Raw genomic sequence first — 23,005 nt, forward strand, 5'->3', positions numbered from 1 at the left:
GGAAGGGCCCCGCCACCCGCCGTCCCTCGGACGCGCCGCTCCGTAGCCGCCCACGATCACGCTTCGAAGGCCTACGGTGACGCGGTGCTTCCGACCGGCCGACGCTCCTCCCGCCCGATCGTCGCCGGAAGGATCGTCGCCGGGCTGCTCGCCGGGTTCCTGCTCGCCGGATGCACCCTCACCGCGACCCCGGGCACGAGCGCTCCCGCCGGGACCGGCCCGGCGCCCACGACCAGCGAGTCCGCACCCCCGGCCGCGGACGTGGTGCTGCCCTGGCCCGCGGCGACCGCGGCCGAGGCCGCCGGCCTGCAGGCGGAGGTCGACCGCGGCTCGCAGCCGTGGCTGCTCGACCCCTCCGAGGTGGCCATCTCCTACGCGGCCGCGGCCCACGACTGGCCCGACGCCGAGGCGTACCCGGGTCCGGACGGCACCAGCGTCGACGTGCGCAACGCCGACGGCGAACGCCTCACCCTCAGCCTCGCCCAGCCGGCACGCACCGGGGACGACGGCATCTGGGTCGTGACGGCCGAGCGCCCGTAACCCCGCCGGCGCAGCCACCGCTCACACTGCGTGCTGCAACGAGTACTTACTCGCTTGTTCGGGTGAAGTCACCCCACGGGTGCTGCGTTCCTGAGGCATGCTGCGATGCAGAGGGTGACGCCGCCGCACGAGAGAGCGGCCCCAGTGCCCAGGGGGGCGAACGAGTAATGAGCAAGGACCTCGTCCAGCAGGACATGTTCACGGTGCTGCACGGTCAGCCGGCACCGGTCGTGACCCGCTGGAGCTACAGCGCGTACGACCCGTTCGCGGTCTCCCTCGCGGTGCGGACAAGGCACGACCGGTGGGTCGAGTGGCTGATCGGGCGGGAGCTCGTCATCGAGGCGCTCGAGGAACCGGCCGGCGAGGGCGACGTGCGGATGCAGCCGCTCACCGTGCAGGGCTACGACATCGTCGAGATCGAGATCCGGTCCCACGACGGGCGCGCGGTGCTCGAGGTCGACCAGGACCTGCTGCGGACCTTCGTGGACGCCACGCTCGAGATGGTGCCGGTCGGCACGGAGGCGGACCGGATGGACCTCGACGGCGAGATCGCCCGCATCACCCGCAGCTGCGCCGAGTAGCCGACCTCACCGCCACGCGTCGGGCCCGGCGTCCCGCCGGCCGTCGACCCCGGCGGCTCCCCCGGACCCCGGCTGCCTGTCGATCCGTTCGGCGCCGAGCCCATCGGCCGGCTCGCTCACCGGCGTGCCGGGAAGAAGGCCCGCCATCGAGCCGGGTGTCTCCGGTGCGGCGCCCCCACCGGCGAGGTGGAGCCGGTCCGGTGGCGAGTAGCCGGCGTCGAGGCCGTCCCGGTCGCCCGCGGGCGCCCCGAGGTGTTCCTCGTAGTCGCGCTGCGCCATGAGATCCCGCGTACCCCGGCCCCCGGGCCCCCACACCCGCACCGGTCAGGCGTCCGCCCGGTGGGTATCGATCCGCACCCCGCCGCGCGGCCTGCCGCCGACGTCCCGGGTGAGCCGCAGGCACGTCTCCACCCAGAGGTTCAGCTGGATCTCCTTCGCCAGCCGAAGCCGCGTGTAGAGCACGTCCGACAGCCGGTCGCCGGAGCGGGCCCACGACTCGATCTCGAACAGCATCTCCCCGCCCTCGGCCCGGCACCGGAACTCGATCTGCCCGGCCTCCAGGTGCCCGCGCAGGGTCGCCAGCCGGAACGACGCATGCCCCATGCCGACCACCCGCACCGGACCGTCCCACGGGCCCGGCATCCGGATGAGGAACTCGTCACCGACCCGCATCTCCCCGCCGGCCCCGTGAACCTTCTCGAAGACCGCGACCTCGGTCGGCGCGCCGCAGTTCGGGTCGCCGGAGAAGCGCCCGATCACCTGCTCCGGCGGTAGCGGCGCCCCCGCGATCCACACCGAGTAACGGCGGTGCAGCAGCGGACCCACCCCGTCCTCGATGCGTTGCAGGTCGTCGTCGACCAGGTCCGCCGGGACGGTCCAGGGCCGCTCGGACGCGTCCGCCGTCGTCGCGTCGATCGTCGTCTCGGTGCGGTGCATCGGCGTGGTGCGCCAGAGGTAGCGCCAGCTCACCCGGGCCAGGCCGAGCGGCCAGCGCAGCACGATCGCGGCCCGGTGCGCGAGGCCGCCCGGGGCGCGGCGCGAGCGAGGGCGTAGCGGCACGGGGGCTCGGGTACCCGCCGCGCATGCTCCCGAACGCCGCCCTGCTGAGCAGCGCCGCCCTCGCCTGCCGCGCCGCGTCGGTCGCCTCGATCGGCCTCTGCATCGGGCTGTGGGTGCGCGCCAAGACCGTCGACCAGGACGAGCGGGGCAACGCGGAACGCCGGGCCCTGTTCGTCGGGCTGTGGCCGCCGATGCTGTGGATGTTCGGCGACTCGGCCGCCGGGGCGGCCCGGCGCAGCGCCGACCGGTGAGCCGGTTCGAGGTCCGCACCCCGCGGTAGGCCCGCCACCGGGCATGATCCCGTGGTGCCGTCCGACCGCCCGTCCGCGCCCGACCCCCGCCTCGGCCGGGCGCGGGCGGCCGTCCTCGGGTCGCTGGTCGTCGCGGTCGCCTCGACGGTGATCTGGCCGGGGATCGGGGTGCTGCGCTTCGAGGCACGCCCCCTGTGGCAGGTGCTCGGCAGCCTCGGGATCCTCGCCGTCGCGGCCACGCAGGCCGCTGCGCTCTACGCCGCGGCCACCCCGGGCCTCGCGGAGCCGAGCCGCCGCCGGTACGTCGTCGCCTTCCTGGTGGCCGCGCTCGGGTCGGTGCCGCTCGCCGCCCCGGTCGGCGCTCCGGTCGCTTCTGGGGGCGCGGAGGGCTGGGACACCTGGGCGTGGCTGGGCGCCTCGGTGGTCGCGTCGGTCCCGCTGCTGATGCGCACCGCGCTCGCGGTGGTCGCGGGCGTGCTGGCCACCGCGCTGTCCGCCGTGATCGGAGCCGTGACCGGTGGCTCCCCCGCCACGTTCGCGCTGATCACGGCGGGGATGGGCGTGAGCCTGCTCGCCATCCACGGCCTGCCCGTCGTGCTCTGGCACCTGGTCCTCGAGGCCCGCGACGGCCGCGAGGCGCGGGCCCGGCTCGCGATCACGGAGGAACGGCTGCGGTTCGCCCGCGACGTGCACGACCTGCTCGGCCACCACCTCTCCGTGATCGCCCTGAAGGCCGAGCTCGCCCAACGGCTCGCCGCCGTCGACCCGGAGCGCGCCGGCCGGGAGGCGGGTGAGGTGCGCGAGCTCGCGGCCGCGGCGCTCGGCGAGATGCGCGAGGTCGTGCACGGCTACCGGGCGGTCGACCTCGGCGCCCAGCTGGACGCGGTCGCGCGGGTGCTGGGCTCGTCGGGTGTGCGGTGCACCGTGAGCGGTGACCCCGGCACGCTCCCCGACACCGTCGCCACCGTCCTCGCCGCGGCCGTGCGCGAGGCCGGCACGAACGTGCTGCGCCACAGCCGGGCGCGGTGGTGCACGATCGACCTCGTGCGCGGCGCGGACGAGGTGCGGCTCACCGTCGCGAACGACGGCGCGGGCGACGCGCGCCCCGACGCCCACAGCTCCGGCCTGGACGGCCTGTCGGACCGGCTCACGAGGTCCGGGGGTCGGCTGCGCACCGCCGTGACCGACGGGGTGTTCACCCTCGACGCCGTGCTACCGGTGCGCACGTCGTGATCCGCGTGCTGCTCGCCGACGACGAGGAGCTGATCCGCACCGCGATCGCCGCCCTCCTCGGCCTCGAACCCGACATCGAGGTCGTCGCGCAGGCGGGTGACGGCCGCCGCGCCGTCGACGCGGCGGTGGCACACCACCCCGACGTCGCGGTGGTCGACCTGGAGATGCCGGGTCTCGACGGCATCGCGGTGGCCGCGGAGCTGGCGACGGCGGCACCGGCCTGCGCGGTCGTGATCCTCACCGGGCACGGCCGCCCGCCGCACCTGCAACGCGCTCTCGCCGCCGGGGCCAAGGGGTTCCTCCCGAAGGGCTCACCGGGCGGCACGCTCGCCGACGTGATCCGGAGGGTGCACGGTGGCGCCCGCTACGTCGACCCGGCGCTGGCCGCCGACGCCCTCACCGCGCGCCCGTGCCCGCTCACCCCGCGCGAGCTGGACGTCCTGCGGGAGGCCGGCGCCGACACCCCGGTCGCGGCTGTGGCCCGCCGCGTCCACCTGTCACAGGGCACGGTCCGCAACCATCTCGCCGCGATCACCGCGAAGCTCGGCGTCCCCACCCGGGCCGAGGCGTACCGCACCGCGCAGGAGCAGGGCTGGTTCTAGGAACGCGTCCCGCGGAACCGGAAGGCCCGCGGGGCGGCGTCGACCTCGACGTCGGCGAGTCCGGCGGCGCGGAGGCGGTCGGGCAGGCCGCCCGGGTCGACGACGGTCATCGTGTCGCCGATGTGGATCATCCGGAACCGCAGGCTGAGCCGGCTGTCGAGGCCCGCGAACACGCCCCCGGGGCGCAGCACGCGGGCGGCCTCGGCGAACAGCCGGTCCTGCTGCTCCGGCGACGGCACGTGGTGCAGCATCGTGAAGCAGACGACCGTGTCGAACGACGCTTCGGGGAACGGCAGGTCCGCCCCGTCCCCGGTGTGCACGTCGACCCGGTCCCCGAAGCTCGCGCGCACGCCCTCGGCCAGGTCGGGGTCCACCTCCACCGCGGTGAGCCGGCCGCCCTTCTCGGACAGCCACCGGGTGGTCACCCCGTAACCCGGCCCGATCTCGAGGACGTCGCCGTCGAGCGGCACCGTGCGGCACACCCACGGCAGCACCTGGGAGTGCATCCGGGTGGCCCACGAGTCGGAGCGGCAGATCCGGCGGTGCAGCAGGTTCATCGGCACCTTGGCGAGGCTAGAGCCAGGACGCGCTGTCCGGCACCGGCTAACCTGCCGTCCCGTGTCGCGTTCCGGCCACCCGTCCGGCCTGCTGAGCCCCCCGCTGGGTGCGGCGCTCGTCGGCCGGTTCGCCCTGGCCCGCGGCCGCCGCTTCGCCGAGCACGTCCACCCGACGCACCAGCTCGCGTGGGCCGAGAGCGGGGTCCTGTCGATCTCCGCGGGCGACACCATGTGGGCGCTCCCGCCCACGCGCGCGCTGTGGATCCCCGCCGGCGTCCGGCACACCACGGCCGCGGCCACCGCCACCGCGATGCACAGCCTCTACCTGCGGCCCGACCGCGCCCCGGCGGGCTTCGACCGCCCCACCGCGCTCGCGGTGGCTCCCCTGCTCGCCGCGCTGATCGGGCATCTCGGCCGGGCGGAGCTGGGGGACGCCGAACGCGCCCGCGCGGAGGCCGTGCTGTTCGACCAGCTCGTGCCCGCCCCGGTGGCGTCGGTCGAGCTCGCCCTGCCCGCCGACGACCGTGCCCGCCGGGTGGCCGACGCACTGCTGGCCGACCCGGCCGACGACCGCGGCATCGAGTCGCTGGCCCGGGTCGCGGGCACGAGCCCACGGACGCTGCACCGCCTCTTCCACGACGCCACCGGCTACGGCCTGCGCGAGTGGCGCACGCGGGCACGGATCCGCGCGGCCCTGCGGCTCCTGGCCACCGGCGTCGCGGTGGGTGTCGTGGCCACGAGGGTGGGCTACCGCACCCCGAGCGCCTTCGTGGCGGCCTTCCGCAGGGTGCTGGGCACAACCCCGGCGCAGGTCTTCGGCCCGGCGTGAGCACTATGGCGATCGGGCTAGTACCTGTTCGCTACGAACAACTCCTGCGCCGGGAACTGTGTCAGGATCCTCGGGCCGTCCTCCGTCACCACGACCTCCTCCTCGATGCGGGCCGCCGAGAAGCCGTCCGTCGCGGGGCAGTAGGTCTCCAGCGCGAAGACCATCCCGGTCTGGATCTCGATGGGGTGTTCCAGGCTGTTGAGCCGGGAGATGATCGGCCGCTCGTGCAGGCCGAGGCCGAGGCCGTGGCCGAACTGCAGCCCGAAGGCCGCCATCTCGTCGGCGAAGCCGAACTCGGTGGCCGCCGGCCACACGCGCGCCACCTCGTCGGTGCCGACGCCCGCCTTGACCGTCTCGATCGAGGCGTCCATCCACTGCCGCGCCTTGGTGTAGGCGTCGCGCTGGGCGGCGGTGGCGCTGCCGACGCCGAACGTGCGGTAGTAGCAGGTCCGGTAGCCGTTGTAGGACTGGATGATGTCGAAGAACGCCTGGTCGCCAGGGCGGATGAGGCGGTCGGAGAAGTTGTGCGGGTGCGGGTTGCACCGCTCCCCCGACACCGCGTTGATCGCCTCCACCTGGTCGGAACCCATCTCGTAGAGCCGCTTGTTCGCGAGCGCCACGATCTCGTTCTCGCGGACGCCGGGTTTGAGCGCCTCGACGATGTCCTGGTAGACGCCGTCGACCATCGCGGCGGCCTGGGCCAGCAGCATGATCTCGTCGGCCGACTTGATCTGCCGGGCGTCCAGCATCAGCTGCTGGGCGTCGACGACGTGCAGGCCCTGGCGCTGCATCTCGAACAGGAACGGCGGCTCCACGATGTCGACGGCCACCGGCTCGTCGGCCACGCCCGCGTCGCGCAGCATGCCCGCGATCTGGGTGACCGCCGACTCCATCAGCCCGGCGTCGGGCGCGATCGCGCCGCGCAGCCCGAGCATCCCGGCCCGGCAGTTCTCCGGCCGCAGCCACGGCGCGTAGAGCTGGTGGTGGCGCGCCGCCGAGCCGAAGTCCCACAGCGTCGGCTCGCCGCCCCGGGTGAGCAGCGCGTAGCGGCTCATCTTGTCGCCGAGCGCCCCACCGATCCAGGTCTGGGTGGTGTAGCGGATGTTGTAGAAGTCGAACAGCAGGAATGCCCCGCACTCGCTCGACTCGAGGGCGGCCCGCGCCCGCGCGAGCCGGTACTCGCGCAGCCGGGCGAAGTCGACCCGCGTCTCGAAGTCGACGCCGCCGTGCCCGGGCGCCGCGATCGGCCGGGTCACGGGGCGAGCCCGTCGTCCACGGCCACGTCCTCCGGATCGAGCGTCATGCCCGCCCGGCGCGCCTGCTCCAGCAGCAGCGTGGCGAAGTCCTCGTCGAGGTGCCCCGCCCCGACCGCCGACGCCACGAGCTGCGCGGTGGCCGACGCGACCGGCATCGGCGCCTCCAGCTCCCGGGCGGCGTCGAGGCCGAGGTCGAAGTCCTTGCGCAGCAGCGGCATCGTGAACGTCGGGGCGAAGTCGAGGTTCACGAACGCGGGCGACTTGTACCGGGTGAACGTGGAGCCGAGCACGGAGTCGTTGAGGAACTCGAGGAACGCCGCGCGGCTGGTGCCGCCCTTCTCGGCGAGCACGGTGATCTCGGCGAGGCACTGGGTGACGACGCCGAGAAGCACGTTGTGGCAGATCTTGACCAGCCGCGCGACCTCGCCGTCGCCGACGTAGGTGGACCCGCGCCCGAGCAGCGCGATCAGCGGCTCCACCCGGTCGTACGCCTTCCGCGGACCGGACACGGCGAACGTGAGCTGCCCGGCCGCGACGACCTTGGGGTTGCCGCTGACCGGTGCCGCGAGGAACTCGGTGCCGCGCTTCGCCGCCTCCGCCCGAACGGCCGCGGAGGCCTCGACCGACACCGTGGACGAGTCGACGAGCACTCCCGGCGCGTGGTCGGGCGCGGTGAGGACGCCGCCGTCGCCGCTGGTGACCTCCTCCAGGTCGGCCGACGCCGCCACCATCACGAACACGACGTCGCGGTCGGCGAGGTCGGCGGGCCGGGCGACGACCTCGGCCCCGCGCTCGGCGAGCGGCTGCGCCTTCGCGGCGGTGCGGTTGTAGACCGCGACGTCGCACCCGGCGTCGAGCAGCCGCTCGACGAGCGCGGCTCCCATCCGGCCGGTGCCGATCCAGCCGATCCGGACACCTGTCATGGGTCGGGCTCCCATCGCACTCGCACTGCAATCGGTTGCGGTCGACTTTGCCCCTAGCCAGAAGGGCTGTCAATCGAAGATGGGCGGGCGTCTGATGCGAATCGGTTGCTGCGGTACCGTTGCCGCATGACGAAGCGCCCGACGATGTCGGACGTCGCGCGGGTGGCCGGGGTCCACAAGGCCACGGCCTCCCGGGCGCTCAACCCGGTCACCAGCGGCCAGGTCAACCAGGCCACCGCCCGCCGGGTGCTGGCGGCGGCCCGCCAGCTGGGCTACACCCCGAACGCCACCGCCCGCAGCCTGCGCACGAGCCGCACCTACACCGTCGGCGTGCTGATCCCCGACCTCACCAACCCGCTGTTCCCGCCGGTCGTCCGCGGCATCGAGAACGTGCTGTTCCCCCGCGGCTACACCGCGCTCGTCGCCAACACCGACAACGACCCCGACCGCGAGGCCGCCCACTTCGAGGCGCTGCTGGGGCGGCAGGCCGACGGCTTCATCCTGGCCACCGGCCGCCGCGACCACCCCCTCCTCGTCACGGCCCACCAGCGCGGCGTCCCCGCGGTGCTGGTCAACCGGGGCACCGACGACGCGCTCTACCCGCTCGTCACCGGCGACGACCCGGCCGGCATGACGGCCGCCGTCGACCACCTCGTCGCGCTCGGCCACCGCCGGATCGTGCACCTCGCCGGCCCCACCACGCTCTCCACGGGACTGCGGCGCGGCCAGGCCTACCGGCACGCCGTGGCCGCCCACGAGCTCGACACCCGGCTGGTCGAGTGCCAGTCCTACACCGCCGACGCCGGCGAGCGCGCGATGGCGGCCCTGCTCGCCGAGGGAGGCGAGCGCCCCACGGCGGTGGTGGGCGGCAACGACCTGATCGCGCTGGGCGCGCTGCGGGCGATCCGGGCCGCCGGGCTGCGCTGCCCCGAGGACGTCTCGCTCACCGGGTTCAACGACATGCCCTTCCTCGACGAGCTGCGGCCCGCGCTCACGAGCGTGCACGTGCCCACCCACGAGCTCGGCGTCGAGGCCGCGCGCCTGCTGCTGGAGCAGATCGAGGGCGCGCCCGCCGTCGCGAAGACGATCAGCCTGCCGCTGCGGCTGGTGGTGCGTGACTCGACGGCCCCGCCTGCCTGATGCCACCGCACACATCGACCGGAGGCCGCACAGATGGCGGGGCATGTGTGCGGTGCCGAGTGGGTGTGTGCGCTGGGGCTCGCCGGCCGTCATGTCGGCGCTCCGCCCAGGTAGAGGTCGGCGATCTCGGGGTGGGCCAGCACCTCGGCCGCGGTGCCGTGCAGCCGGACCCGGCCGCCCTCCAGCACGACGCCGTGGCTCGCCAGGCCCAGTCCGAGCCGTACGTTCTGCTCGACCAGCAGCACGGTCGCTCCCTCCGCGTTCAGCTCCCGGATCAGCGCGGCGACGGCGGCGAGGCTGCGCGGGTCGAGCCCGAGCGACGGCTCGTCGAAGAGGATCAGGCCGGGCGCGAGCATCAGGCAGCGGCCGATCTCGACCATCCGCCGCTGGCCGCCCGACAGGTTGCCCGCCGGGTCCCCGGCGCGCTCGGCCACGATCGGGATGCGCCGCTCGATCGCCCGGTAGCGCGTGCGCAGCAGGGCCCGGTCGCGGCGGATCAGGTAGCCGCCCATCAGGACGTTCTCGCGCACGGTCATGCCGGGGAAGAGCGCCTGCGACTGCGGCACCTGCGCCACGCCACGGCGCAGCACCTCCTCGGGCGGCAGGCCGCCGATGGGCCGCCCGCCGAACCCGACCGAACCGGCCCGCGGCCGCAGCAGCCCGGAGACGACCCGCAGCACCGTGGACTTGCCGGCCCCGTTGGGGCCCACGATGCAGGTGATGGTGCCAGGGGCGCAGACGAGATCGACCCCCCGCAACACGTCCCCGCCCCCGTACCCGGCGGTGACGCCCGCGAGGGTCAGCACGGCGCCCCCTCGAACCGCAGGTGGCACGGTCATCGCGGGACCGCCTTCTGCTCCGACCAGTCGTGGCCCAGGTACGCGTCCAGGACCACCTTGTCGTTGCGGATCATCGCCGGAGGGCCGGCGGCGATCGGGCGGCCGCGCTCGAACACCACCACCGGGTCGCACAGGTCGAGCACCAGCGGGATGTTGTGCTCGACGACGAGGAACGTGACGCCCTGCGAGTTGAGGTCGCGCACGATCTCGGCCAGCCGCGCCACGAGCCCGGGGTTCACCCCGCCCGCCGGCTCGTCGAGCAGCACGAGCTTGGGCTCCATCATCAGCACCTGGGCCAGCTCCACGAGCTTCTGCTGGCCGTAGGAGAGCGCGCCGGCCCGCTGGTCGGCGAACCGTTCCAGCCCGACGAACGCCAGCAGCTCGCGCGCCCGCTCCGCCTCGTGGCCGCTCACGGCGCCGGCGAGCATGGTGCTGAAGCGTGCGTCCGGCATCGGGGCCACGACGTTCTCCAGGACGGTCATCGCCTTGAACAGCCGCGTCACCTGGAAGGTGCGCCCGATCCCGGCGTGCCCACGCCGCCACGGCGGCAGCCGGTCAATCCGCCGCCCGTCGAACCAGATCTCCCCCGCGTCGGCGCGCATGGTGCCGGTGACCAGGTTGAACAGGGTGGTCTTGCCGGATCCGTTCGGCCCGATCAGGGCGGTGATGCTGCCCGCGTCCACCCGCAGGTCGGCCCCGTCCACGGCGACGAGCCCGCCGAAGCGCCTGGTCGCGCCCCTCACCTCCAGCAGCGGCCCGGCCGGCCGCTCGGGCGCGGGGGCCCGCACCTTGATCCCGTGCTTGGCCAGCGCGCCCGCGTGGTCGGTGTAGGTCACCTCCTGCGGGTGCCGCCGGCGCCACCAGGCCTCGACGGTGGGCAGCAGCCCCGCCGGCAGGAACAGCACCACCAGCACCAGCGCGAGCCCGAAGACGAGCACCCGGCTCTGGGTGCCGCCCCCGTACACGGTGGCGAGCTCGCTCGCGATCTGCACGAGGAACGCGCCGATCACCGGCCCCCACAGCGTGCCCCGGCCGCCGACCAGCGCCGCGAGCACGATCGTCACGCTGCCGAGGATGTTGAACGCGCCGATCGGGTTGAGGAACGTCAGGAAGTAGGCGTAGACCGCGCCCGCCATCCCGCTGACGAACACGCTCGCGCCGTACGCGGCGATCTTGTAGCGGGTGGTGTCGACGCCGATCGCCGCGGCCTTGCCCTCGTCCTCCCGGATCGCGACGAGGCCGGTGCCGAACTTCGTTCGCCGGATCCAGGCGCTGAACCCGATGCTCGCGAGCATCAGCGCCAGGAGCGCGAAGTAGAACGGAAGGTTGAGGATGTCGCGCGACCAGGTGGGCAGCGCGAGCGTGATGCCGTCGGAGCCGTTCGTCAGCGCGTCCCAGTTGGTGGCGATGACCTGGGTGGACAGCAGCAGCGCGATCGTGATGATCACGAAGGCGCTGCCGCGGGTGCGCAGCACGACGGATCCGGCCAGCACGGCCGCCGCGACGGCCACGAGCCCGCCCAGCGGGGCCAGCAGGAACGGGTTCAGCCCGGTCTGCGCACCGACGATCCCGGCCGTGTAGGAGCCCAGCCCGAGGAACACGCTGTGGCCGAGCGAGATGTAGCCGGCGTAGCCGGAGATGATGTTCCAGCCGACGGCCTGGGTGGCGAGCAGGAACGCCAGCAGCAGCACGACCTGCGGGTAGGCGTCGTAGGGCCGGATCAGCGGGTACGCCACGAGCGCGAGGACCAGCAGCACGCGCGGATCCGCGAGCCTCCTCACGTCGCCACGTCCTCGCGGAGCCGGGACCCGAACAGGCCCTGCGGCCGGACCAGCAACACGGCCATGATCACGACGTAGAACACGAGCGTGGACCACTGCAGCGACACGAAGGTGGCGGTCAGCGTCTCCGCGAGCCCCAGCACGAGCGCGCCGACCAGCGCCCCGGGGAGACTGCCCAGCCCGCCGAGCACGATGATCCCGAGCAGCCGCGAGATCCAGTCGTAGTGCGACGCCGGGAAGAACGGGTAGAGCACTGACAGGATCGACCCGCCGACGCCGGTGGTGGCGGCCCCGATCGCGAACGCGAGCGCCGCGGTGCCCGCCGCGCCGACCCCGACGAGCGCGGCGCCGGTGGGGTTCTGCGCCGTGGCCCGGATCGCGCGTCCGGTCCAGGTGCGCGTGAGCACGACGTAGAGCAGGCCCAGCACCACGAGCGCGGTCAGGAAGCCGTAGACGTGCGGTTTCGGCAGCGCGATCCCGCCGACGAAGAAGGACTCCTGGAAGTAGGCCGGTGTCGCGGAGCGGAACTTGTTGCCCGCCGTCACGTTGAGGACGCCCTCGATGGCGAGCGCGATCCCGAAGGTGAGCAGCACCGACATCGAGGCCGACGAGCCGCGGATCCGCGCGATGACGGTGCGGTGCAGCAGCCACCCGGCCCCGAACATCAGCGGGGTCATGACCAGCGAGGTGAGGATCGGGTCGATGCCGGTGGTCGACCACAGCCACCAGGTGAGCATCGCGACGAGGACCAGGAACGCCCCGTGCGCCACGTTGATCACGTGCAGCACGCCGAAGACGAGCGTGAGCCCGGACGCCATGAGGGCGTAGACCCCGCCGATGAGGAACCCGAGGACGATCGCCTGCACGAGTTGCACTACTGACCCTGACCCCAGGCCGGCTTGGGGTGCACGATGCGGTCGGTCGTGGCCCGGTCGGCGGGCGCGACGATCTCCACGTGCCCGGACTGCCACTGGGCCAGCAGGAACTTCGACTCCGGCGCGCCGGTGTCGTCCCAGCTCAGCGTGCCGAGGATCGTCTCCACCTGGTTGGCGCGCAGCCAGTCGGCGAGGGCGGTCTGGTCGATCCGCCCGACGGCGGTGACGGCGGCCTGCAGCACCTGCCCGGCGGCGAAGGCGTCGGCGGCGTCCTCGGCGGGCGTCTCGCCGTCGTACATCTCGGCGTAGCGCTGCACGAAGTCGGCGTTTCGCGGCGTGCTCGCCCGCTCGTTCCAGCTCACCGTGTAGAAGACGCCCTCCGTGTTGGCGATGCCGACGCCGTCGCTGTACTGGCCCGCGTTGCTCGGCGCCGAGGTCTGGAAGAGGATCGGCGGCGAGTAGCCCAGCTGTTGCAGCGACCGGACCAGGCCGACGCCGTCCTCGAACACCGCGCCCTGGGCCACCAGGTCCGGCCGCGCCGCGGCGATCGCGCTCGCGACCGGCTGGAAGTTGGTGGTGTCGGCCGGGTAGACCGAGCTGTAGACGGTCTGCACGCCCAGCGCCTCGAGGGCCTGCTGCATGGTGTTGATCACCGGCGTGGTGAACGGGTCGTCCTGCACCGGGTAGGCGGCGGTCTTCGGCCGCTGGTCCGGGGGCAGTGAGGCGATCCACTCCACGAAGACCTCGGCCTGGCGCGGGGCGGTGGCCGGCTGCGCGTAGAACAGGTACCGGAAGCCGCGCTCGAAGATGCTCGGCGCCCCGCCCGCCGGCTCCACGAAGAGCATCCCGTTGCGCTCGGCCACCGCCGACGCCGCGAAGTTCAGCAGTGACGAGAACGTGCCGAGCAGCAGGTCCACCCGGTCCTGGGTGATGAGCCGCGTGTAGTTCGCGACGGTGGTGTCCTGGCTGCTGGCGTCGTCGGTGATGTTCAGCTCCACCGGACGGCCGAGCAGGCCGCCCTCGGCGTTGACGATGTCCTGCCACACCCGGTAGCCGCGCTCGGCCTGGGTGCCGGGCTGGGAGAAGTCACCGGTGAGCGGCAGCGAGATCCCGATGGTGACCGGCCCGTCGGCGTTCGCCTCGGAGGGCGGGGTGCCGCAGGCGGCGAGGGTCACGGCGAGGACGGCGGCGACCCCGGCCGCGCGCAGCCGGGAGCGGGGTCGGGTGAGCACGACGCCTCCTGGGGTCCGGCCCTGCAACGATTCCAGCACTGCAACCGATTGCGATCCCGAATCGTGGTGGTGACGTCGCATCGTGTCAAGAGACTGCAGGCGGTTGGACAGCAATCGGTTGCGGCTCGATCGCTTCAGGCTAGGGTGCGGAGGTATGACCGCGCTGCTCCGGCTGGGCACGTTCAGCCCGTCCGTGCTGCTGGAGGTCGCCCGGGTCACCGGCGCGCTGCACGCGGCCGGGCTCGCCGTGGAGGAGGTGCCGGCCGGTTCGTCGCCCGCCCAGTTCGCCGAGCTGCTGGCCGGCGAGCTCGACGCGGCCCTCACGAGCCCGGACAACGTGCTCGCCTACCGGTTCGTCGCCGGCAACCCGCTGGGCCGCACCGGCGACGTCCGCGTCCTCGCCGCGATCGACCGCGGGCTCGGCCTGTCGCTCTTCGCCGCCCCGGGCCGCTCGCCCGCCGGCCTGCGCGGTGGCACGCTCGCCGTCGACGTCCCGGGGTCCGGGTTCGCGTTCGTCGCCGTCGAACTGCTCGCCCGCCAGGGCCTGCGCGCGGTCGGCGACTGCCCGGTGGAGGCGCTCGGCGCCACGCCACGGCGCGCGGACGCGCTGCTCGCGGGCCGGTGCGCGGTCACCGTGCTGAACGCGGGCAGCGACCTGCGCGCGGAGGCGGCGGGCGCGCGCCGGCTGGCCAGGGCCACCGCGGTCGGCCCCTACCTCGGTACGGTCCTCGCCGCGCACGGGCCCGCGGTCGACGCCGACGGCAGCGCCGTCGCCGCGCTCGCCGGGGTGCTCACCGGCACCGCGGCGCGGCTGGTCGCCGGCGAGCTGCACGACGTCGCGCGGACCGCGGCGGGACGCAGGCTCGGGCTCGACGGCCGCTCGGCGGCCCGCTACGTCGCCACGCTCACCGACCCCGCCGAGGGTCTCGTCCCCGACGGGCGGGTCGACCGGGCGGCGCTCGCCACGCTCGTCGAGCTGCGCAACCGGCACGGGACGGGCCCGCCGCTCGACGTCGACACCGTGCTCGCGGACGGATTCGTCGACGACCGGTTCCTCCCCGTCGGCTTCCGCGCGAACGGTCGCCCGGTCACCACCCCGGCCGAGCCCGGCACCCCGCTGCTGTACGTCCTGCGGGGCGACCTGGGCCTGCTCGGCACCCGGTTCGGCTGCGGCAGCGGCGAGTGCGGCGCGTGCATGGTGCTGGTGGACGGGCATCCGGTCCCGTCCTGCGACACGCCGGTCGAGTCGGTGGCCGGCAAGGACGTCGTCACCGTCGAAGGGCTCGGCGGGGGTGGACCCCATCCGCTGCAGGACGAGTTCCTCGCCGGGCAGGCCGCGCAGTGCGGGTACTGCGTCTCCGGGATCCTCGTGAACGCCGCGGCCCTGCTCGCCGCGCAGCCGCGGCCCACGGAGACGGCCGTGCGCGCCCACCTCGACCGCAACCTGTGCCGGTGCGGCGCGCACAACCGGATGGTTCGGGCGGTGCTGCGCGCCGCCGAGCGGATGGAGGGATCGTGAACGTCCCGCGCGTGCTCGCCGTGAACCCCCGGCTCGATGCGTGGCTCGACCTGTCCGAGCCGGGCGTGGTCGCGGTCTCCGCCGGGAAGGTCGAGCTGGGCCAGGGCATCCTCACGGCGTTCACCGCGATCGCCGCCCACGAGCTGGACGTCGACCCGGCCCGGGTGCGGACCCCGGCGGCCCGCACCGACCGCGGCCCGGACGGTGGCGTCACGGCCGGGAGCATGTCGTTGTCCGACGCCGGTGCCGCGCTGCGGCAGGCGTGCGCCGAGGCCCGGGCCGTGCTGGTCGCCGCGGCGGCGGCGAAGCTGCACGTCCCGGCGGCGCGGCTCGAGGTGCGGGACGGGCAGGTCCGCGCGCCCGACGGCAGCGGCGTCGGCTACTGGGACCTCGACGTCGCCCGGCTCCTCGACCGGGCGGCCGACGGGCGCGTCCACCCGAAGCCGCCGGGTGAGCGCGATCTCGCCCGGCTCGACCTGCCGGACAAGCTCCTCGGCCGGCCGCGGTACGTGCACGACCTGCGGCTCCCCGGCCAGCTGTACGGGCGGGTGGTACGCCCGCCCGCGGGGGGCGCCGTGCTCACCGGCGTCGACCCGGGCGCGGCGGCCGGCGTGACGGCCGTCGTGCGCGACGGCAGCTTCCTGGGCGTCGTCGCCGAGCGCGAGGAGGTCGCCGTCCGCGCCGCCGCCGCGCTCGCCGCGGCGGCCCGCTGGGACGTCCCCGCGGCACCCGACGTCTCCGACGTGCGGCGGTGGCTGCGCGGGACGGCCACCGAGCACGCCGTGGCGATCGACGAGCCCGGGCCGGGCGCCGAGGCGGTGGTCGCGGAGGTCCGGGCGTCCTACGGCAAGCCGTTCCTCGCGCACGCCTCCGTCGCGCCGAGCTGCGGCGTCGCGGTCTGGACGGACGGCCGGGTGCGGGTGTGGAGCCACACCCAGGGCGTGCACCCGCTGCGCCGCGCGATCGCGCAGGCGCTGGACCTGCCCCCCGACGACGTCGTCGTGCGGCACGTCGAGGGGGCGGGCTGCTACGGCCACAACGGCGCCGACGACGCCGCGTTCGACGCCGTGCTGCTCGCGCGGGCCGTCCCGGGCCGCCCCGTGCAGGTGGTGTGGAGCCGGGCCGACGAGCTGGGAGCGGCGCCGTTCGGGCCGGCGATGGTGGCCGACCTGGCCGCGGGCGTCGACGCCGACGGGTGCGTGCGGACGTGGCGGCACGAGACCTGGAGCCAGGGGCACACGTCCCGGCCCGGCTCCGGCCGGACCCCGGACCTGCGGGCCGCGGCGGACGTCGCGGGTGCGGCCACGGCGCCGGCGGCCGATCCCCCGCTGCCCGCGGGCGGGTCGCTGCGCAACGCCGACCCGATCTACGCCTTCCCCGCCCGCCAGGTGGTCGGCCACCTCAGCCGGGCCGCCGCACCCCGCGCGTCGGCGCTGCGGTCGCTCGGCGCGTTCCTCAACGTGTTCGCGATCGAGTCGTTCATGGACGAGCTCGCGGCCCGGGCCGGTGCCGACCCGCTCGCGTACCGCTTGGCGCACCTCACCGAACCGCGGGCGCGCGCCGTGCTGCAGCGGGCCGCGACGGCCGCGGGCTGGGCGGACCGGGACGCCGGACCCGACGGCGGGCACGGCATCGCGGTGGCGCGCTACAAGGGCATCGGCGCCTACTGCGCCGTCGTCGCCGAGATCGAGGCGGTGCACGAGGTGCGCGTGCGCCGACTCGTCGTCGCCGTCGACGCGGGCCGCGTGATCAGCCACGACGGGCTCGTGAACCAGATGGAGGGCGGCGCCGTGCAGGCCACCAGCTGGACGCTCCTGGAGCAGGTCCGCTTCGACCGGGACGGCCCCAGCGGCACGGACTGGTCGAGCTACCCGATCCTGCGGTTCAGCCAGGTGCCGGCGGTCACGGTCGAGGTGCTGGACCGGCCCGGCGAGCCGAGCCTCGGTGCGGGCGAGGCGGCGCAGGGCCCCACGGCAGCGGCGATCGCGAACGCCGTGCGGTGCGCGCTCGGCGTGCCGGTGCGCGACCTCCCCCTCACCCCGGAGCGCATCATCGAGGCGCTCGGCTGACGGGCACCCGCACCGACCGCCCGTCGGCCGAGAGCATGCCCCGGCCGCGGACGTCCTCGATCATGGCCTTCCACCGCCCCGACCAGCCCGGCGCGGTCGGGCGCAGCACGGCGAGCGACCGGAGCACTGCCACGTCCAGCAACGCCGTGTCGCCGTCCGACAGCTCCCCGGTGCCCGTCGTGGCGAGGGCCTTCCGCAGGCCGTCGGCGTCGAGGTCGGTGTCCAGGCGCAGGTCGGCGAGGTCGTCGGGATCCTGCACGACGGCGCCCGCGGTCGATAGTTGCACGATCACCCGTTCGATACTGCCCCATCCGGCGACGGGCCCGCGACAGAATCGACAACCCCAGGTTGTCATTTCAGTGCGCGACAACCTAGGGTTGTCGCATGACCACATCCCCGGTCTCCCTGGACTCCCTGATCGCCCACGTGCGCAGCCTCCGCCCCGACGGCGACCCCCTGGACCACCTCTCCATCGCCGCCGCCGTCTCGGCCGAGCTCGACAACCAGGCCGACGCCCTGCTGGGCCACTTCGTCGACCAGGCCCGCCGCGCAGGGCTCTCCTGGACCCAGATCGGCGCGCACATGGGCGTCTCCAAGCAGGCGGTGCGCAAGCGGTTCGTGCCCCGATGGGACGGCTCCGACCCGATCCCGGAGGGCCAGCTCTTCTCCCGCTGCACGCTGCGCGCGCGCAACGCGCTGCTGGTCGCGGGCCGGGCCGGACCGGACCAGGTCGAGCCCCACCACCTCGTCGCCGGCGTGCTGAGCGAGCCGGAAGGGCTGGGCGCCACGGCCATCCACCAGGCCGGGCTCAGCGACGAGCAGATCTGCACCGCGCTCCACGTCACGGCCGAGGACATCCGGCCGCACCCGGCGCACGACCCGCGAGCCGACGTCGCGGCCCTCTACCGCCTGCGGCTGAGCACCGACGCGCAGCAGGCGCTGCACAACACCGCGGACGCCGCGGGGCGGCTGGGGCACAACTTCATCGGAACCGAGCACATCCTCCTGGGCACGCTGGCCACCACGGGCGTCACCACCGACCGGCTGAGCGCACTCGGCCTCGGCCTACGGCGCGTGGAGGCTTACGTGACGGCCGAGCTCGCCAAGATCCGCGCACGGCTGCCGGCCGAGGAGTAGGCGTGGATACGCGGAGCGAATGTCCCAACCGCTGCGGTGGGCGCGCCGTACCCGACCGGCCGCTGCCTGCCCCGCCCCCGCTGGCCTCACGCGCATTCGCTCCGGTTCGTCGACTCCGTCGCCTGGGGTGGGTGGTCGAGTTGGGTGTACTACCGGGTCCGGGGGCTGCGTTGGCGATCGTCTCCGGCTGTCCGGCACGCCGGTTCGCGACGAGCCCGTCGCTGCCGGGTGCGCGCGGACTGTCCGGCGGTCCCGCCCCCACACCCGCCACGGCCTCGGCGAGAGTCCGGGCGCGTTCCGCGGAACCGGCCCCGACTCGTCCACCGGTTCGGCATCGAGTCCCTGCGTGCCGGTCAGCGCGAACGCGGGGCCCCGGGACAGCACCCGGCTCCAGGCGGTCGGTCGGTGCGGCGATTCGCGACCACAGGACAGTCGCGTGGGCACCCGGCAGTGACGGTCTCGTCCCCGGACGGGCGTGCCCCCGCGTCGGGGACGGCCCGGTGAGCGCCTGTGTGCGACGCTGCGGCGTGACCCGACCCCGGCCCGACGGCCCCTACGACGCCAGCTCACCCGGTGGGTTCCAGCGCAGGTTGTGCCAGGCGCGGAAGGGGCCGGGGCGGTTGGTGATGACCCCGTCCACGCCGGCGACGCCCGCGGCGCCCCACTCGTCCGGCTCGTCGAGGGTCCAGGGGTAGACGCTGTAGCCGGCCTCCCGGAGCCTGCCGGCGAGGCCGGGCATCTCGATGGGCAGCCGGCCGCTCGGGTTGCAGCCTGCGACCTCGAGTTCCTCCAGCCGCCCGGGCAGGCCGTCGAGGTCGGCACGCCGGATGACGAGCAGCGCCCGCGGCAGGTCGGGGGCGGCATCTCGCGCCGCTGCGACCGTCTCCTCCTCGAAGCCCTGCAGGATCGTGCGGCCCGCCAGGCCGTGCCGCCGCAGGGTGGCGACCGGCCCGGCCATCTGCGCGGCGGTCCAGCTCCCCTTGAACTCCACGAGCCAGCCGACGCCCGGGTGCGCGGCACCCCACTCGGCGACCTCGTCGACCGTCGGCACCCGGGCGCCGGCGAACCCGGGGCCGAACAAGCTGCCGGCATCGGCGGCCGCGAGCGTCTCGGAGCCGGTGAGGGACACGTCCAGGTCGATGCCGGTGGTCCGGAGCGTCGACGCGTCGTGGATGACCACGGGCACGCCGTCGGCCGCGATCCGCACGTCGATCTCGATGAGGTCGCTCCCGGCGGCCACGGCGGCGTCGAACGCCGGGATCGTGTTCTCCGGTGCCGACGACGAGTCGCCGCGGTGCGCGATGGTGCGGATGCGGCCCGGCTCGGGGCGCAGGGACTCGGGGAGCCGGTCGCTCGGCCTAGATGTACCGGGCAACGTTCTGCTCATACGAAGTCTTGATCTCCGTGGCGGCGGTGGAGAACGCCGTGGCCGGGTTCTCGTTCTGCAGGACGATCTTCTGGATCGCGGTCGTGAGGTACTGGTCGCCCGACGGCACGAACGCGCGCGCCCAGTCCTGCACGCGGGTGGTGGCGAGCTGGTCGACGGACGCGCGGGCCTGCGGGGTCTGGGCGAACACCGCCTGCATGTCCGGGCTGTCGACCGCCGAGGTGCGCACCGGCATGTAGCCGGTGCCGGCGGAGAAGTTCGCCGTCTGGTCGGGCTCGGTGAGGAACTTCAGGAACATGCCGGCCGCGAGCTGCTGCTCGGGTGTCCTGGACGACGCGATCGCCATGCCGGTGCCGCCCGTCGGGCAACCCGGCCCCACCGGGCCCTTCGGCAGGAAGCCGGTGCCGACCTCGAACTGCGCCTGCTCCATGATCGCGCGCAGCGATCCCGTGGACGCCATCGTGCAGGCGGTGACGCCCGCCGAGAAGTCCGCGACGTACCCGTCGTCGCCGCCCTGGGTCGGGGCCGCGGCCTTCTTGTCGTGGACCAGCGCGCGGACGTACTCCGCGGCGTCCAGGGTCTCCGGCTTGTCGAGCGTGATCGTCCACTCCTGCGAGTACGCGCCGCCCCGGCCCCACATGAAGTTGCAGAACCACCAGGCCGCCCACGAGGTGGCCGTCCCGAGGCCCAGGGGCGGCCGGCCGACGACCTGCGCGAGCGCGGGCGCCCACTGCTCGAACTCGTCCCAGGTCTCCGGTGCGCGGTCCGGGAGGCCGGCGCGCTGCCAGGCGTCGCGGTTGTAGTAGAAGAGCGGCGTGGAGCGGGCGTACGGCAGCGCCCAGTGCTGGCCGTTGAACGCGTAGTCGTCGTAGAGCGTCTTGTTGTAGTCGGCGGTGTCGATCTGCAGGTGCTGCGCCAACCCCTCCAGCGGGATGATCTGACCGTTGATCATGTAGCGGAACCACCAGACGTCACTGGCGCCGACCAGGTCGGGGGTGTTGTCGGTGCCGGCGGCGGCCTGGAACCGCTGCGCCACCTCGTCGTAGTTCTTGCCCGCCGTGACCAGGTTGACGGTGATCCCCGGGTTCTGCTCCTGGAACCGGCGGATGTACTCCTTCTCCAGCTCGATCGACTGGCCCGGGTGGTTGCTCCACCACGTGATCTGGGAGGCAGGCTGCACCCCGGACCAGTCGATGTCGGCCTGGGCCGCGCCGCCGGAGTCGGAGATGGTCGGCCCGCCGCACGCCGCCAGCGCGGCCGAGCCGCCCAGCAGGGCGCCGAGGCGCAGCAGCCCGCGCCGGGACAGATCGGGTGGGGTCATGTGGAGCCTTCCAGGGGGAGGACGGATCAGCCGGTGACGGCGCCGGCGACCAGCCCGGCGACGATCCTGCGCTGGAGGAGGAAGAAGACGGCGAGGACGGGGACGGTGACCAGGACGGTGCCGGCCATGAGCACGCCCCAGTCGGTGACCCCGTCGAAGTTCATCAGCAGCGTCAGCCCGACCGGGAGCGTCATCATCTCCGGCCGGTCGATCACCAGCAGCGGCCAGAGGTAGTCGTTCCACTCGGTGACGATCGAGACGAGCCCGACGGCCGCGATCGTGGGCCCGGAGAGCGGCACGACGAACCGCCACAGCCGCCGCCAGTGCCCGGCACCGTCGATCTCCGCCGCCTCGAGGATCGAGCGGGGCAGGGTCAGGAAGTGCTGCCGGAACAGGAACGTGCCGAACGCGCTCGCCAGGCCGGGCATGATCAGTCCCTGGTAGGTGTTGAGCCACCCGAGCTGGGCCACCAGCGCGTAGTTCGGGATCAGCACGATCTGCTGCGGCACGAGCAGCGCGCACACCACCACGTAGAAGAAGAACCTGCTGAACGGGATGCCGACGAACACCAGCGCGTAGGCCGTCATGAACCCGAGCATCATCTTCAGCCCGGCGCCGAACACCGTGGCGATCGTGCTGTTGACGAAGAACGAGCCGAACGGCACCGTCTGCGTGGCCGTGCCGTAGTTGGTGGGGGCGAGCGAGTCCGGCAGCCACTGGATCGGCAGGCGGTAGAGCTCGTCCAGGCCCTTGAAGCTGGCAAGCGCCATCCAGACCAGCGGCAGCACCATCACCGCGACGGCGATCAGCATCGTGACGTAGCCGCCGACGGCGGGCCGCGGGTGCCGCGGCGGAGCGGAGGCGGGCGCCGTGTCCGTGGTCATGAGTAGTGCACCTTCCGCTCCACGAAGCGCAGCTGCGCCACGGTGATGGCGAAGAGCACCAGGAACAGCATCGTCGCGACCGCCGACGAATAGCCGGCCCGCCCGTTCGCGAACCCCTCGAGGTAGATCGAGTACATCATCGTGGTCGTTCCCTCGAGCGGGCCGCCGTTCGTCATCGCGCGGATGATGTCGAAGGACTGCAACGACGTCAGCAACGTGGTGATGCTGAGGAAGAACGTGGTGGGCCCGAGCAGCGGGAGCACCACCGAAACGAACGACCGGAACGGGGTGGCGCCGTCCAGGGAGGCCGCTTCGAGCAGATCCCGGGGCACGGCCTGCAATCCCGCGAGATAGATGAGCGCCACGTACCCGACGTTCTTCCAGAGGTACACGATGATGACCATCACCAGCGCCCATTGCGGGTCGGTGTACCAATCCGGCGAGCCGATGCCGAGCACGTTCAGAAGCGCCGACAACACGCCGAAGTTCGGGTCGAACACGAACAGCCACAGCAGCCCGACCGCCACGCCGGAGAGCACGTACGGGGCCACGACGATCGTGCGGGCCGCGCCGCGCAAGCGCAGCCTCCGGTTCAGCAGGACGGCCAGCAGCAGGCCGAGCACCATGCCACCGCCGACCGTGGCGAGCGTGAAGATCGCCGTGACGGCGAGCAGGCGCGGGGTGCCCGGGTCGGCGAAGAAGTCGGTGTAGTTGGCGAGGCCCACCGGGATCGCGGTGGGCGAGCCGAGGTTCCACTGCAGCGTCGAGAGGAAGAACGACTGCAGCAGCGGGCGGTAGGTGAACACCACGAGCAATGCGATGTTCGGGCCGGCGAGAAGCGCGAAGAGCAACCAGTTCCGCAGCTGGTTGCGGCGGCGGGCGCGCGGGCGCAGGCGCAGCGTCCGGTGCGTTCCGGCCCGCCGGACCTGGGAATCCGGCGGAGAGGTTGCTGTGGCCATGGCAGGGAGAGGTCCTCCGGTTGTCGGTGCG

The 23,005-nt window shown here is 73.9% G+C and carries 24 protein-coding genes; 10 read left to right on the forward strand and 14 right to left on the reverse strand.

Annotated elements, in window-relative coordinates:
• The first annotated feature begins 84 nt into the window (after nt 1-84).
• Both ACU436_RS26995 and ACU436_RS27000 read left to right on the forward strand, forming a co-directional pair.
• A complete protein-coding gene (locus tag ACU436_RS26995; RefSeq protein ID WP_459029761.1) occupies nt 85-540 on the forward strand; it encodes a hypothetical protein in 456 nt (151 codons plus the stop codon).
• Nucleotides 541-707: 167 nt separating this feature from the next.
• Nucleotides 708-1,121 (forward strand): SsgA family sporulation/cell division regulator, encoded by a 414-nt coding sequence (locus tag ACU436_RS27000; RefSeq protein WP_459029762.1) that lies wholly within the window; start codon nt 708-710, stop codon nt 1,119-1,121.
• A gap of 6 nt (nt 1,122-1,127) precedes the next feature.
• Here the strand turns inward: ACU436_RS27000 and ACU436_RS27005 are convergent, their stop codons facing one another.
• Together ACU436_RS27005 and ACU436_RS27010 are read right to left on the reverse strand one after the other, a co-directional pair.
• Complete coding sequence (locus ACU436_RS27005) at nt 1,128-1,400, reverse strand: hypothetical protein (protein WP_459029763.1); 273 nt, start codon at nt 1,398-1,400, stop codon at nt 1,128-1,130.
• A gap of 45 nt (nt 1,401-1,445) precedes the next feature.
• Nucleotides 1,446-2,180, reverse strand: a complete 735-nt coding sequence (locus ACU436_RS27010) for a DUF1990 family protein (protein WP_459029764.1) — start codon at nt 2,178-2,180, stop codon at nt 1,446-1,448.
• A 23-nt stretch (nt 2,181-2,203) separates the two neighbouring features.
• Here ACU436_RS27010 and ACU436_RS27015 point away from each other — a divergent pair, with 23 nt between their 5' ends.
• The 3 genes from ACU436_RS27015 to ACU436_RS27025 are packed head-to-tail and all read left to right on the forward strand — an operon-like array spanning nt 2,204 to nt 4,266.
• On the forward strand, nt 2,204-2,431 hold the full coding sequence (locus tag ACU436_RS27015; protein WP_459029765.1) for a hypothetical protein: 228 nt from the start codon (nt 2,204-2,206) through the stop codon (nt 2,429-2,431).
• 54 nt (nt 2,432-2,485) lie between these two features.
• Nucleotides 2,486-3,664: a sensor histidine kinase gene (locus ACU436_RS27020; protein WP_459029766.1), complete on the forward strand. Its 1,179-nt coding sequence runs from the start codon at nt 2,486-2,488 to the stop codon at nt 3,662-3,664.
• Nucleotides 3,661-4,266 (forward strand): response regulator transcription factor, encoded by a 606-nt coding sequence (locus ACU436_RS27025; RefSeq protein ID WP_459029767.1) that lies wholly within the window; start codon nt 3,661-3,663, stop codon nt 4,264-4,266. The genes ACU436_RS27020 and ACU436_RS27025 overlap by 4 nt, the downstream gene beginning before the upstream one ends.
• Here ACU436_RS27025 and ACU436_RS27030 read toward each other — a convergent pair.
• Nucleotides 4,263-4,823 (reverse strand): class I SAM-dependent methyltransferase, encoded by a 561-nt coding sequence (locus ACU436_RS27030; RefSeq protein WP_459029995.1) that lies wholly within the window; start codon nt 4,821-4,823, stop codon nt 4,263-4,265. The genes ACU436_RS27025 and ACU436_RS27030 overlap by 4 nt on opposite strands.
• Nucleotides 4,824-4,884: 61 nt before the next feature.
• Between ACU436_RS27030 and ACU436_RS27035 the strand changes: the two genes are divergently transcribed.
• A complete protein-coding gene (locus ACU436_RS27035; RefSeq protein ID WP_459029768.1) occupies nt 4,885-5,652 on the forward strand; it encodes an AraC family transcriptional regulator in 768 nt (255 codons plus the stop codon).
• 17 nt (nt 5,653-5,669) lie between these two features.
• On the opposite strand, the gene ACU436_RS27040 is transcribed toward ACU436_RS27035, so the two are convergent.
• Nucleotides 5,670-6,908 (reverse strand): M24 family metallopeptidase, encoded by a 1,239-nt coding sequence (locus ACU436_RS27040; protein ID WP_459029769.1) that lies wholly within the window; start codon nt 6,906-6,908, stop codon nt 5,670-5,672.
• Nucleotides 6,905-7,846, reverse strand: coding sequence for an NAD(P)-dependent oxidoreductase (locus ACU436_RS27045; RefSeq protein WP_459029770.1), 942 nt, complete (start codon nt 7,844-7,846; stop codon nt 6,905-6,907). Before ACU436_RS27045 ends, ACU436_RS27040 begins: the two co-directional genes overlap by 4 nt.
• A 111-nt stretch (nt 7,847-7,957) precedes the next feature.
• Between ACU436_RS27045 and ACU436_RS27050 the strand changes: the two genes are divergently transcribed.
• Nucleotides 7,958-8,971 (forward strand): LacI family DNA-binding transcriptional regulator, encoded by a 1,014-nt coding sequence (locus ACU436_RS27050; protein WP_459029771.1) that lies wholly within the window; start codon nt 7,958-7,960, stop codon nt 8,969-8,971.
• Between the two features lie 89 nt (nt 8,972-9,060).
• Here ACU436_RS27050 and ACU436_RS27055 read toward each other — a convergent pair whose 3' ends face one another.
• From ACU436_RS27055 to ACU436_RS27070, 4 genes are read right to left on the reverse strand one after another with little or no spacing between them, the layout of a single operon-like run.
• A complete protein-coding gene (locus ACU436_RS27055; RefSeq protein ID WP_459029772.1) occupies nt 9,061-9,810 on the reverse strand; it encodes an ABC transporter ATP-binding protein in 750 nt (249 codons plus the stop codon).
• Nucleotides 9,807-11,591: a branched-chain amino acid ABC transporter ATP-binding protein/permease gene (locus tag ACU436_RS27060; protein ID WP_459029773.1), complete on the reverse strand. Its 1,785-nt coding sequence runs from the start codon at nt 11,589-11,591 to the stop codon at nt 9,807-9,809. The genes ACU436_RS27055 and ACU436_RS27060 overlap by 4 nt, the downstream gene beginning before the upstream one ends.
• Nucleotides 11,588-12,466: a branched-chain amino acid ABC transporter permease gene (locus tag ACU436_RS27065; RefSeq protein WP_459029774.1), complete on the reverse strand. Its 879-nt coding sequence runs from the start codon at nt 12,464-12,466 to the stop codon at nt 11,588-11,590. The genes ACU436_RS27060 and ACU436_RS27065 overlap by 4 nt, the downstream gene beginning before the upstream one ends.
• Complete coding sequence (locus tag ACU436_RS27070; protein WP_459029775.1) at nt 12,466-13,698, reverse strand: amino acid ABC transporter substrate-binding protein; 1,233 nt, start codon at nt 13,696-13,698, stop codon at nt 12,466-12,468. Before ACU436_RS27070 ends, ACU436_RS27065 begins: the two co-directional genes overlap by 1 nt.
• A gap of 154 nt (nt 13,699-13,852) precedes the next feature.
• On the opposite strand from ACU436_RS27070, the gene ACU436_RS27075 reads away from it, so the two are divergent.
• Both ACU436_RS27075 and ACU436_RS27080 read left to right on the forward strand, forming a co-directional pair.
• Nucleotides 13,853-15,217, forward strand: coding sequence for a 2Fe-2S iron-sulfur cluster-binding protein (locus ACU436_RS27075; protein WP_459029776.1), 1,365 nt, complete (start codon nt 13,853-13,855; stop codon nt 15,215-15,217).
• Nucleotides 15,214-17,286 carry a xanthine dehydrogenase family protein molybdopterin-binding subunit gene (locus tag ACU436_RS27080; protein ID WP_459029777.1) on the forward strand — a complete coding sequence of 691 codons (2,073 nt, stop codon included), beginning with the start codon at nt 15,214-15,216 and terminating at the stop codon, nt 17,284-17,286. Before ACU436_RS27075 ends, ACU436_RS27080 begins: the two co-directional genes overlap by 4 nt.
• Here the strand turns inward: ACU436_RS27080 and ACU436_RS27085 are convergent.
• Complete coding sequence (locus tag ACU436_RS27085) at nt 17,267-17,578, reverse strand: hypothetical protein (protein WP_459029778.1); 312 nt, start codon at nt 17,576-17,578, stop codon at nt 17,267-17,269. The genes ACU436_RS27080 and ACU436_RS27085 overlap by 20 nt on opposite strands.
• A 92-nt stretch (nt 17,579-17,670) precedes the next feature.
• Here ACU436_RS27085 and ACU436_RS27090 point away from each other — a divergent pair, with 92 nt between their 5' ends.
• The gene (locus ACU436_RS27090; RefSeq protein ID WP_459029779.1) at nt 17,671-18,423 is read left to right on the forward strand and encodes a Clp protease N-terminal domain-containing protein; all 753 of its coding nucleotides are present in this window, start codon (nt 17,671-17,673) and stop codon (nt 18,421-18,423) included.
• A gap of 553 nt (nt 18,424-18,976) precedes the next feature.
• On the opposite strand, the gene ACU436_RS27095 is transcribed toward ACU436_RS27090, so the two are convergent.
• The 4 genes from ACU436_RS27095 to ACU436_RS27110 are packed head-to-tail and all read right to left on the reverse strand — an operon-like array spanning nt 18,977 to nt 22,974.
• Nucleotides 18,977-19,810, reverse strand: coding sequence for a glycerophosphodiester phosphodiesterase (locus tag ACU436_RS27095; protein ID WP_459029780.1), 834 nt, complete (start codon nt 19,808-19,810; stop codon nt 18,977-18,979).
• Nucleotides 19,782-21,131: an ABC transporter substrate-binding protein gene (locus ACU436_RS27100; protein ID WP_459029781.1), complete on the reverse strand. Its 1,350-nt coding sequence runs from the start codon at nt 21,129-21,131 to the stop codon at nt 19,782-19,784. Before ACU436_RS27100 ends, ACU436_RS27095 begins: the two co-directional genes overlap by 29 nt.
• A 26-nt stretch (nt 21,132-21,157) precedes the next feature.
• On the reverse strand, nt 21,158-22,015 hold the full coding sequence (locus ACU436_RS27105) for a carbohydrate ABC transporter permease (RefSeq protein ID WP_459029782.1): 858 nt from the start codon (nt 22,013-22,015) through the stop codon (nt 21,158-21,160).
• The gene (locus ACU436_RS27110) at nt 22,012-22,974 is read right to left on the reverse strand and encodes a carbohydrate ABC transporter permease (RefSeq protein WP_459029783.1); all 963 of its coding nucleotides are present in this window, start codon (nt 22,972-22,974) and stop codon (nt 22,012-22,014) included. The genes ACU436_RS27105 and ACU436_RS27110 overlap by 4 nt, the downstream gene beginning before the upstream one ends.
• Nucleotides 22,975-23,005: the final 31 nt, after the last annotated feature.

The sequence above is a fragment of the Pseudonocardia wallangbongensis genome, from assembly GCF_054486945.1.

Excerpts from the sequence above, each read along its gene's own strand:
- ACU436_RS27015 (WP_459029765.1), top strand. The coding sequence starts at position 2,204 with ATGCTCCCGAACGCCGCCCTGCTGAGCAGCGCCGCCCTCGCCTGCCGC.
- ACU436_RS27095 (WP_459029780.1), bottom strand. The coding sequence starts at position 19,810 with ATGAGCAGAACGTTGCCCGGTACATCTAGGCCGAGCGACCGGCTCCCC.
- ACU436_RS27110 (WP_459029783.1), bottom strand. The coding sequence starts at position 22,974 with ATGGCCACAGCAACCTCTCCGCCGGATTCCCAGGTCCGGCGGGCCGGA.
- ACU436_RS27090 (WP_459029779.1), top strand. The coding sequence starts at position 17,671 with ATGACCACATCCCCGGTCTCCCTGGACTCCCTGATCGCCCACGTGCGC.
- ACU436_RS27100 (WP_459029781.1), bottom strand. The coding sequence starts at position 21,131 with ATGACCCCACCCGATCTGTCCCGGCGCGGGCTGCTGCGCCTCGGCGCC.
- ACU436_RS27050 (WP_459029771.1), top strand. The coding sequence starts at position 7,958 with ATGACGAAGCGCCCGACGATGTCGGACGTCGCGCGGGTGGCCGGGGTC.
- ACU436_RS27000 (WP_459029762.1), top strand. The coding sequence starts at position 708 with ATGAGCAAGGACCTCGTCCAGCAGGACATGTTCACGGTGCTGCACGGT.
- ACU436_RS27030 (WP_459029995.1), bottom strand. The coding sequence starts at position 4,823 with ATGAACCTGCTGCACCGCCGGATCTGCCGCTCCGACTCGTGGGCCACC.
- ACU436_RS27105 (WP_459029782.1), bottom strand. The coding sequence starts at position 22,015 with ATGACCACGGACACGGCGCCCGCCTCCGCTCCGCCGCGGCACCCGCGG.
- ACU436_RS27005 (WP_459029763.1), bottom strand. The coding sequence starts at position 1,400 with ATGGCGCAGCGCGACTACGAGGAACACCTCGGGGCGCCCGCGGGCGAC.
- ACU436_RS27055 (WP_459029772.1), bottom strand. The coding sequence starts at position 9,810 with ATGACCGTGCCACCTGCGGTTCGAGGGGGCGCCGTGCTGACCCTCGCG.
- ACU436_RS27045 (WP_459029770.1), bottom strand. The coding sequence starts at position 7,846 with ATGGGAGCCCGACCCATGACAGGTGTCCGGATCGGCTGGATCGGCACC.
- ACU436_RS27075 (WP_459029776.1), top strand. The coding sequence starts at position 13,853 with ATGACCGCGCTGCTCCGGCTGGGCACGTTCAGCCCGTCCGTGCTGCTG.